The 9195-nt window shown below is 70.8% G+C and carries 9 protein-coding genes; 7 read left to right on the forward strand and 2 right to left on the reverse strand.

Features of this window, described 5'->3' with window-relative positions:
* Positions 1–108 precede the first annotated feature (108 nt).
* Positions 109–555 carry a hypothetical protein gene (locus tag OQ02_RS38695; protein ID WP_033443665.1) on the reverse strand — a complete coding sequence of 149 codons (447 nt, stop codon included), beginning with the start codon at positions 553–555 and terminating at the stop codon, positions 109–111.
* Between the two features lie 46 nt (positions 556–601).
* Between OQ02_RS38695 and OQ02_RS38700 the strand changes: the two genes are divergently transcribed.
* Together OQ02_RS38700 and OQ02_RS38705 are read left to right on the forward strand one after the other, a co-directional pair.
* On the forward strand, positions 602–2167 hold the full coding sequence (locus OQ02_RS38700; RefSeq protein WP_033443666.1) for a deoxyguanosinetriphosphate triphosphohydrolase family protein: 1566 nt from the start codon (positions 602–604) through the stop codon (positions 2165–2167).
* 180 nt (positions 2168–2347) lie between these two features.
* On the forward strand, positions 2348–5104 hold the full coding sequence (locus tag OQ02_RS38705; RefSeq protein WP_033443671.1) for a S8 family serine peptidase: 2757 nt from the start codon (positions 2348–2350) through the stop codon (positions 5102–5104).
* A 62-nt stretch (positions 5105–5166) separates the two neighbouring features.
* Here OQ02_RS38705 and OQ02_RS38710 read toward each other — a convergent pair whose 3' ends face one another.
* Entirely contained in the window at positions 5167–6144 is a 978-nt protein-coding gene (locus OQ02_RS38710) for a helix-turn-helix domain-containing protein (protein ID WP_033443667.1), read from the reverse strand.
* A gap of 298 nt (positions 6145–6442) precedes the next feature.
* On the opposite strand from OQ02_RS38710, the gene OQ02_RS38715 reads away from it, so the two are divergent.
* The 5 genes from OQ02_RS38715 to OQ02_RS44515 are packed head-to-tail and all read left to right on the forward strand — an operon-like array spanning position 6443 to position 9133.
* On the forward strand, positions 6443–7018 hold the full coding sequence (locus OQ02_RS38715) for a hypothetical protein (RefSeq protein WP_231500439.1): 576 nt from the start codon (positions 6443–6445) through the stop codon (positions 7016–7018).
* Positions 7015–7731: an acVLRF1 family peptidyl-tRNA hydrolase gene (locus OQ02_RS38720; RefSeq protein ID WP_051773462.1), complete on the forward strand. Its 717-nt coding sequence runs from the start codon at positions 7015–7017 to the stop codon at positions 7729–7731. The genes OQ02_RS38715 and OQ02_RS38720 overlap by 4 nt, the downstream gene beginning before the upstream one ends.
* Before the next feature lie 50 nt (positions 7732–7781).
* Positions 7782–8174 carry a hypothetical protein gene (locus OQ02_RS38725; protein ID WP_033443668.1) on the forward strand — a complete coding sequence of 131 codons (393 nt, stop codon included), beginning with the start codon at positions 7782–7784 and terminating at the stop codon, positions 8172–8174.
* A 4-nt stretch (positions 8175–8178) separates the two neighbouring features.
* Positions 8179–8694, forward strand: coding sequence for a SigE family RNA polymerase sigma factor (locus OQ02_RS38730; protein ID WP_033443669.1), 516 nt, complete (start codon positions 8179–8181; stop codon positions 8692–8694).
* On the forward strand, positions 8687–9133 hold the full coding sequence (locus tag OQ02_RS44515; protein WP_156077606.1) for a hypothetical protein: 447 nt from the start codon (positions 8687–8689) through the stop codon (positions 9131–9133). The genes OQ02_RS38730 and OQ02_RS44515 overlap by 8 nt, the downstream gene beginning before the upstream one ends.
* Positions 9134–9195: the final 62 nt, after the last annotated feature.

Raw genomic sequence — 9195 nt, forward strand, 5'->3', positions numbered from 1 at the left:
ACTGCACTCGTGAGGGTGTGGGAGAGTAGGACGCCGCCGAACAATTTTTCGCCTTCAGGGGCACTCGTTGATCGAGTGCCCCTGAAGGCTTTTTTGCGTCCGGCACCCTCAGAGGTGAGCGCGGATCTGACGTACGGGCTGTCTCAACGCCTCGGCGAGCGTGGTCAACTCGGCATCGCTGAACCAGGTGCGCTCGGGGTTCCACACCGCGATCTCGAACCGGGCGAACCCGCACGGCCAGTCGTAGCGCAGCGCGTCCAACGAGGTGTTGCCACGGCAGCACGGAACCTCGACGTCCAGGGTCGGAAAGCCGCTGTCGCAGTGGGCTTCGAGCAGGTCGCCCCACCAGCCGAGCGGGATGGACCCGCCGCACAGGCCGCAGTCGATGCGCTCGAGGTTGTCGCCGCAGTCCACCGCGGTGAGCACGTCGCGCCAGGTGACGTCGATCCGCACGTCCTCCAGGCCGGCCACCACGCGAGCGGCCAGGTCGGCGGCTGCCTGGTCCGGCTGCCAGTGCGGATCGGCCGGGATGATGGACAGCACGTCGTCGCTCATGGCGTCAGGATGCTAGCGCCGGCAGCCGACGGGTTAGGTTCTGCTCATGGAGCACGAGCACGCCGACCCCCGGACGCAGCGACGTTCCGGCGGGAACGCCGTCCAAGCCGACCTCGCCACGAGTCCGTTCCGGGTCGATCGGGACCGGGTCGCGAGTTCGCCGTTCTTCGCCCGCCTCGGCGGCGTGACGCAGGTCGTCAGCTCGACCGGCTCCGGTCTTCTGGTGCACAACCGCCTCACGCACAGCCTGAAAGTGGCGCAGGCGGCCCGTGCCATCGCCGAACGCCTCAACGCACGACCCGACCTGGCCAACCTGCTCGACAAGCTCGGCGGCTGCGACCCGGACGTGGTGGAGGCCGCTTCCCTGGCCCACGACCTGGGTCACCCGCCGTTCGGCCACCTCGGCGAGCAGGTCTTGGACCGCCTGGCCCGGCACAGGTTCGGCCTGTCCGACGGGTTCGAGGGCAACGCCCAGTCGTTCCGCATCGTGACCACCACGGACGTGCGCGGCCCGGCGGCGGTGGGGCTCGACCTGACCGTGGCGGTGCGCGCGGCGATGCTCAAGTACCCGTGGACGCGCCTGTCGTACCCCCGGCCGCACCCCAAGGACCTCGCCGCACCGCCGCGCGGCGCCGCCGAACCCGCCGACGCGCCCGGTACCGGTTCGAGCAAGTTCTCCGCCTACGTCACCGAACTCGACGACGTCGCCCAGTCGCGCACCTTCTACGCGGGCCGGTTGGAGCCGTGGCAGCAGACGGTCGAGGCGTCGGTCATGGACACCGCCGACGACATCGCCTACGCCATCCACGACCTGGAGGACTTCCACCGCGTGGGTGTGCTCCAGCACGCCACCGTGTCCGCCGAGCTGAACACGTGGCTGGACCACGCCGTTGAGCTGGCCGGCCTGAGCGCCGCCGACCTCGCCGCGCAGGAACGGCGTCCGGGCCGTTCCCTGGAAACCCTGCGCCGCCGCCTGCACGCCAAGGATTCGTGGGCGGTGGACGACGGCGCGTTCGCGCTCGCCGTGGCCAAGGTCCGCAGCGAGCTGGTCGACGGTCTGCTGGCGGTCCCGTTCGACGGTTCGGTGGAGGCCGAGCAGGCCGTCGCCGGGTTCTCCGCCCGCTGGACCCGCCGCCTGGTCGACGCGGTCGCGGTGATCGAGGAGCCAACGACGCGCTCCGGGCACGTCGTGCTGGCCGTGCCGCAGTGGCACGAGGTGCAGGTGCTGAAGTTCGTGCACCGCAGGTTCGTGCTCCTCCGCCCTGACCTCGCGCTGCACCAACGCGGCCAGGCCCGATTGCTCACCGCGCTGGTCGAGGCGCTGGAGCAGTGGGTGACCGACCGGCACGAGGCGAACCGGTTGCCGCGCCGGCTGCACGACCTGGTCGAGTTGGCGGGTGCCGAGTACGCGGTGATCGCGCGGACGGACCCGTCGATGCTGGTCGGAGCCACGGGCGAGACGCCGACCGGACCGGACGCCGTTCGGGCGCTGGCCCGCGGCCGGGCGGTGGTCGACTTCATCGCCTCGCTCACCGACAACCAGGCCGCAGCGCTGCTCGACGCACTGTCCGGACGAACCGGTCAGCTGTGGACAGACGCTTTTGTACTGTGAAATGTGATGGGGCGGCCGTCTGACGAGTAGGCCGAACGGTGGCAGACGGTACTTGGGCGTGCGCAATACGTTGACCCCTCGGTCGAAGATTCCAGACCGAGGGGCCGCGTGCGTCGGGGGCACGCCCAACTGGGGGAGACGCCTGTGCGCTCACCGAAACGTCGTTTACGAAGAGACGCCGTGCTCGCGGCGGGTGCCGCGGCACTGCTGGCGCTGGGCGTGGTGTCGCCCGCTTCCGCCGATCCGCCCAAGGCTTCCAAGGGCGTCGAGGCCAACACCGCGGCGCAGATCGCCGCCCTGCAGGACATCAAGAAGTCGCTCTCCGCGGCAGAGTCCAAAATGGACAGCGCGCTCGTCGTCGAGCAGCGCCGCCGGGTGAACGCCGGCACGTTCGCCAAGCTCCCCGCGCTCCAGACCGGCGTGAAGGTCCACAGCGGAAACACCGTTCTGGTGGACATCCGCGCCCACAAGGTCACCGACGAGCTGGTCGACGCCGTGCTCGCCACGGGCGGCGGTGTCCGTTCCGTCTCCACCGAAGGCGTGACGATCCGGGCACAGGTGCCCCTCGACTCGCTCGCCAAGCTCACGGCCCGTGACGACGTCCGTCGCGTCGAGGCCGCCGTCGAGGCGAAGACGTTCCACAAGCAGGACCGCAAGGCTGCCGATCCGGTGCCCTCCAAGGAGGACAAGGCCAAGGAGATCGAGGCCCGCACCCGTGAGGCCCTGATCGCGCCGCAGGCGCTCCGCACCGGCGAGGGCGACCGGGCGCACGCCGCCGACACCGCGCGTGACGACTTCCGCGTGACCGGCACCGGCGTGAAGCTGTGCGCGCTGTCCGACGGCGTCGACTCGATCGCCCTGTCGCAGACCGCCGGTGAACTGCCCGCCGGCGTGGAGGTCCTGCCGGGCCAGGAGGGTTCCGGCAACGAGGGCACCGCGATGCTGGAGATCCTGCACGACATCGCGCCGAACGCGAGCCTCGGCTTCGCCACCGCGTTCAACGGCGACGCGAGCTTCGCCGACAACATCCGCGGCCTGCGCTTCCGGCTGGGCTGCGACGTCATCGTGGATGACGTCCTGTACTTCAACGAGTCGCCGTTCCAGGACGGCGTGATCGCGCGGGCCGTGGACGCGGTGACCGCCGACGGCGCGCTGTTCTTCTCCTCCGCGGGCAACGAGGGCAACGTCGCGGACGGCACGTCCGGCCACTGGGAGGGCCAGTTCGTCGACTCGGGCGCCGGTATCGGCAAGTTCGCCGGCAGCGCGCACGACTTCAACCCGTCGCCGGACGCGAAGCAGGTGTTCAACCCGCTGTCGGAGAGCTCGGGCAACGTCCCGGTGACGTTGTTCTGGGCGGACCCGCTGACCTCGTCGTTCAACGACTACGACCTGTACCTGGCGAACGCGCAGGGCAACGTGGTGGCGTTCAGCCAGAGCGTGCAGGACGGCACCCAGGACCCGTACGAGCGGCTGGACACGCCGGCGAGCGCGTTCGGGCTGCGACTGGCCGTGGTCAAGTTCCGCGGTGAGGACAAGTACCTGTCGCTGTCCGCGCTCGGCGGTCGCTTCAAGGATTCCTCCGACGGGCTCAAGAAGTTCGCGACGCCCGGCGTGACCCGCGGGCACTCGGCGGCCAAGGGCGCGATCAGCGTCGCGGCGGCCCCGGCGAACAACCCGCTGCCGTTCGACCTGGAGCCGGGCGACCCGGCCAACCCACGCGGGCCGTTCCCGAACGCGTACGACGGCACGCAGGCGCCGGAGCGGTTCACCTCCGACGGTCCGCGCCGGGTGTTCTTCGCGCCCGACGGCACGCCGCGCGAGGAGGTCCGGCAGAAGCCCGACCTGACTGCGGCGGACGGCGTGCAGACCAGCGTCGCCGGGTTCAACCCGTTCTTCGGCACGTCGGCGTCCGCGCCGAACGCCGCGGCCATCGCGGGCCTGGTGCTGTCCGGCAACCCGGGCCTGTCGCCGGCCGAGGTGCGCGAGGCGATGACGGCCACCGCGATCGACATCGCGGAAACCGGTGCGGACAACCGCACCGGCGCCGGTGTCGTGCGCGCCGACCTGGTCCTCGCCTACACCGGTGCGTCGCCGCAGCCGTTGGCGAAGGCGGCGAAGCCGTCCGTGGTCAACGACAGCGACGGCAGCCAGTACCTGAAGCCGGGCACGACGGCGACGGTGACCGTGCCGGTGGTCAACTCCGGTGACGGCACGGCGGCGTCGACGAGCCTCGTGCTGACCACGCCCACCGCGGGCGTGACGATCGCGCCGCGGTCGAAGTACTACGGCAACGTCGAGGTCGGCCAGACGGTGACGAACACGTTCAAGGTGACCGTCCCGGAGACGGCGCGGGTCGGCACGGCGGTCAAGTTGGACGCGCGGGTGACCTTCGCCGGGTCGACGTCACCGACGACGAGCGCGTTCACGCTCACCGTCGGAGAGCCGTCCCGTGACACGAAGACGTTCGCGTACGGCGGTCCGGTCGTGGCCATCCCGGACAACAGCGCGCTCGGCGTGACGGTGGAGATCCCGGTCACCGGCGTCGGCCGCGGGTCGAAGATCGCGTTGTCGATCGACGGCGACAAGTGCAGCGCGGACATCGGTGCGACCACGGTCGGCGTCGACCACACGTTCGTCGGTGACCTGGTCGGCACGCTGACCTCGCCGTCCGGCGCGACGGCGACGGTGTTCCAGCGCAACGGCGCGACCGGCAACAACCTGTGCCAGGTCGTGTTCGACGACTCGGCCGGGCAGCCGTTCTCGTCGGTGACCAGCGCGTCGGCGCCGTTCACCGGCACTTGGCGGCCCACCACTCCGTTGAGCGCGTTGCTCACCGAGCCGGTGGACGGCACGTGGACGTTCAAGGTCGTCGACGCGGCCTCGTCCGACCGCGGTTCGCTCCGCACGGTCTCGTTGAAGATCAACGGTTACGTCTGAGTGATCGTCGTGGCGTGAAAAGGTCCCGGGAGCAACGCTCCCGGGACCTTGTTCGTAACGTGTTACTTGGGCCACTCCCAGCGGATGCCGAACACGCCGGGGCCGAACCCGAGCGCCACCGCGTGCACGCCACCGGCGTTGTCGAGCGCCAGGTTGCGCCGACGTGACGGCGTGTCGTCACCGGCGGGCAGGCTGAACTGCTGGCACCGGGCGGGCAGGTTCGACTGGTCGAACCGCACCTCGATGACGTACTCGCGCACCGGCAGCCGGAACTTGCGGGTGAACGAGTTGTTGCCCGCCGGGTAGTGGCCCTCGGCGAACAGCAGCTGGTACTCCATGATGATGGTCTCGCCCCTGGTCAGGGGGCGGTCGAACATCATCTCGGCGGCCATGATGTTGACCTCGGTGTCCTCGACGACGCGGCCGAGGTGGCAGTTGCGCAGGTTGACGACCTGCGGCAGCACGTCGGCCTGCTCGGTCTCGAACACCAGCGCCCACCGGTCGGGGCCGTCCTGCTCGGCGCGCAGGATCTGGCGCACCCAGACCGAGCGCTGACCGCCGTCCGCGGCGATCTCGATCCGGTCGTGCTGGCTGATCCGACCGAGCTTCACGTCGGAGGACGTGTCGACCTGGGTGAGCAGGTTCGCCACCCGCTCGCGGCGCTCCCACAGGGCGTCGATCGGCATCATCGTCGTGGGACGCGACCGCCTGCCGCGCGGACGCGGCGGGCCGAGCAGCGCGGACAGGCCTGCCTGCGGCACGCCGAGGACGGTCTCCAGGTGACGCAGGGCCTCCAACGACTCCGGTCGTTCGGGTCGGCGGCGGCCGGACTGCCAGTAGCTCAGGGTCGCGACGCTGATGGTGACCCCGCGCAGCGCGAGCCGGTGCTGGATGCGGTCGAGACTCAGCCTGCTTGCTTTGATCGCAGCTCTCAGCGCCTCGGGAAACGGTCCCGTGGTGAGAAGCTGCGCAAGACTGCCGTGGCCCGTCGAGTCGAGTTCGTCGACGGACAGGTTGGGTCGACCGGCAGCGTTGGTCATTGTGACTCCCCGCTGTCATGAGATCACGCCCCAGTGACCCTACCCGCCAACGCAGGGCGTTGGTGCCTTCCAGGTGGAGTCATTGGTTGGGCCATACGGGTTACGAGTTCACTGGGATGGGCATCGTTCTGTCAAGTGGTGAACATCTTGACTCCCCCCTTTGTAAACCCGTCGGTAACATTGTGCAACGGCTTCTTCGGGGGTGCGCCGGCGGGACCTTCGGGGCGCGGCGGGCACGCCCCGCTGGGGCGCGCGGGCCGTTGGCGGCCACTGATCCGTTGGCCCTACTGTGTTCCGGGTGACCGCCGCCCAGGACGTCGTGCCGCTGCCGGAGGACCCGCTGACGGAGGTCGCCACCGCCGTGCTGGGTGCCGGCCGTCACGTGGTGATCGACCTGCTGGACGTCGTGCGCCACCACGGATCGCCGCCGGTGGACGTGGTCCGCGCGGGTGACGACCTGTTGCCCCGGTTGGCCCACGAGAACGCGCTGGACCAGGCGTTGGTGCTGGCCCGGCAGGCGTTGCGGCCCGGCGGCCTGTTCGTCGCCGCGGTGCCCGAGCTGGACAAGCTCGGCCGGCTGCGGCCGACGGCGCCGCCGCCGAAGGTGTCCGGGCGTGGCCAGGAGCGGCAGGTGACGGTGCAGCTGTGGGACTGGGCGGCCGACGGCGAGTCCTACGCGCTGGAGGTCGTGCAGCTGGTGCGCGGCGCGGAGGCGTGGGAGGTGGCGAACAGCGTGTCCACCCGGCACCGCGTGCTGTCGCCCGAGCAGGTTTCCGCTTCGCTGACCGACGCCGGGTTCGGTGCCGTGCAGCGGCTCTCGCCGGCCGAGTGCGGGCATCCGCTGCCGGTCTGGGTCGCGGTCGCGCCGGCATGAGCCGGATCCGCCCGGTCGCCGGTGGTGGGCGGGCGGTCGAGGTGCCGCCGGAACGCCTGGAAGGGTGGTTCTCGAGGTTCGGCGCCCGGCATGGCGGGGTGGTGTCCACGTCCGTGACGCCGGATCTGTGCCTGGTTTCGGCGGTGGACGGAGCAGAGGCTTCGGTGGCTCCCGGCTTCGGCGGTAAATTCACCCGTTCGGGTGAACGGTTTTCCGGGCTGGAGCTGGGTCCGTTACTCGCTTACGCGCTCGTTCCGCGTCGGATCGGGCTACTGCTGGTGCGGCTCGGCGGGCACAGCATCGGCGTCGCGCAGGACGGTGTGGTGCTGGTGTCGACTACGGACAGTCGCCAGGTGCACGGCCGGAACAAGGCCGGCGGGTGGTCGCAGCAGCGGTTCGCGCGGCGTCGGGAAGGGCAGGCGCGGGTCGCCCTCCAGGCGGCGGCGGACGATGCGGTGCGGGTGTTGGCCGCGCGGGTCGGCGAGTTGGACGCGGTCGTGCTGGGCGGTGACCGTCAGGCGTTGGACGCCCTTCGGGGTGACCGTCGGCTGGATGACGTGTTCGCGCTGGCGTCGCCGCGGGTGTTGGACGTGCCGGAGCCCCGGCGGGCGGTGCTGGACGAGGCCGCGGTCCGGGCGCGTGCGGTCGAGGTCGTCGTCCGGGAACTCCCCGAAACTCGTGACAACCCCAACGCACCCCGACCGCATTCATAAGGGTGAGAGGGCACCGGTGATCGGTGGCCCCACGAACCCGAGGAGCAGTCTTGCTGCGCAAACGACTCGTGCTGGCGGCCGGGGCCATCGTGCTCTGCGGTGTCGCCGTGGCGGTGCCGGCGTTGGCGTCCGGCGGCGGTGGCGAGGCGCCGCCGTCCACCACGGTCGCACCGACCACCACCACTTCGATCGCCACGTCGCCTCCCGTGACGTCGCCTCCCTTGACTTCGCCTCCGGTGACGTCGCCTCCCGTGATGGCGACCACCACGATCGCCACGTCGCCCCCGCTGCCGACCGTCCCGCCACCGGTCATGGTCACCACCGCCCCGGTGGGCACCGGGCCGCACCCGACGGTGACGACGTCGCCCGGGGCGCCGATCCTTGTGACGCCGCCGACGACACGGCCGCCGCTGCCCACGACGACGGTCACCACGAGGCGCTGACGGCGTGAGCTGGGACGCGGAGTTCACCCACTACTTCGACCGGTGCGCCGACTCGATGCGCTTCACCGCGTTCTTGTTGTGCGGCAATCACCACGAGGCCGAAGACGTGGTGCAGTCCGCGTTCCTCAAGCTGTACCTGGCCGGGCCGAGGCTGGTGCAGGACGGAGGGCTGGAGTCCTACCTCCGGCAGATCGTGGTGCGCACGTTCCTGGCCGAGCGGCGTCGGGTGCGGTGGAAACGGGAGAAGCTCACCGACGTGCTGCCGGAGGTGCCGGTGGCGGGGTCGTTGAGCGAGGACAAGCTCGTGGTGTGGCAGGCGCTGCGAGCCGTGCCCGCCAAGCAGCGGGCGACGCTCGTGCTGCGGTACTGGCACGACCTGGGGGTGGAGGAGGCGGCAGCGGCCCTCGGTTGCTCGGTGGGAACGGTGAAGAGCAACACGAACCGAGGGCTCAAGGTGTTGCGGCAGAGGCTGGGGCCGGAGTTCGGGGCGTTGTGGCAGGAGGTGTCGCGCGGTGCTTGAGGACGAGCTGAAGAAGACGTTCGAGGAACTGAACATCCACCCCGTGCCGCGCACGTTCGGTGCGATGGACATCGTCCACCGGGGCGTCCGCCTCAAACGCCGCCGTCGTGCCTATGCGGTCGGTGCGACCGGCGCCGGCACGGCCGCGATGGTGGCGGTGGTGGTCGCCATCGCCCTGAACCAGTCGCCGGACCAGGACCAGGACAGCCCCGCGGGTCCGCCGGCCCCGGGTGAAACCACCACCAGCACCAGCAGGACCACCAGCACCACCGGCATCCCGACCAGCCCACCCGTCACCGCACCGAACGGCGCCACTACCACGACCCTCGACCCCCCGGCGGCAACAACGAACCCGCAAACCTCCCCGACCACCACAACACGCCCGACCCTCACAACCAGCACCACCTACACACCCCTGCAAACCACCGCCCCCGGATAACCCACCCGCCGGTCGCCCACACGAGGCCGCCCCCCCCCCCCCCCCCCCCCCCCCCCCCCCCC

Origin of the sequence: Saccharothrix sp. NRRL B-16314, assembly GCF_000716595.1 — a bacterium.
Lineage (GTDB): Bacteria > Actinomycetota > Actinomycetes > Mycobacteriales > Pseudonocardiaceae > Actinosynnema.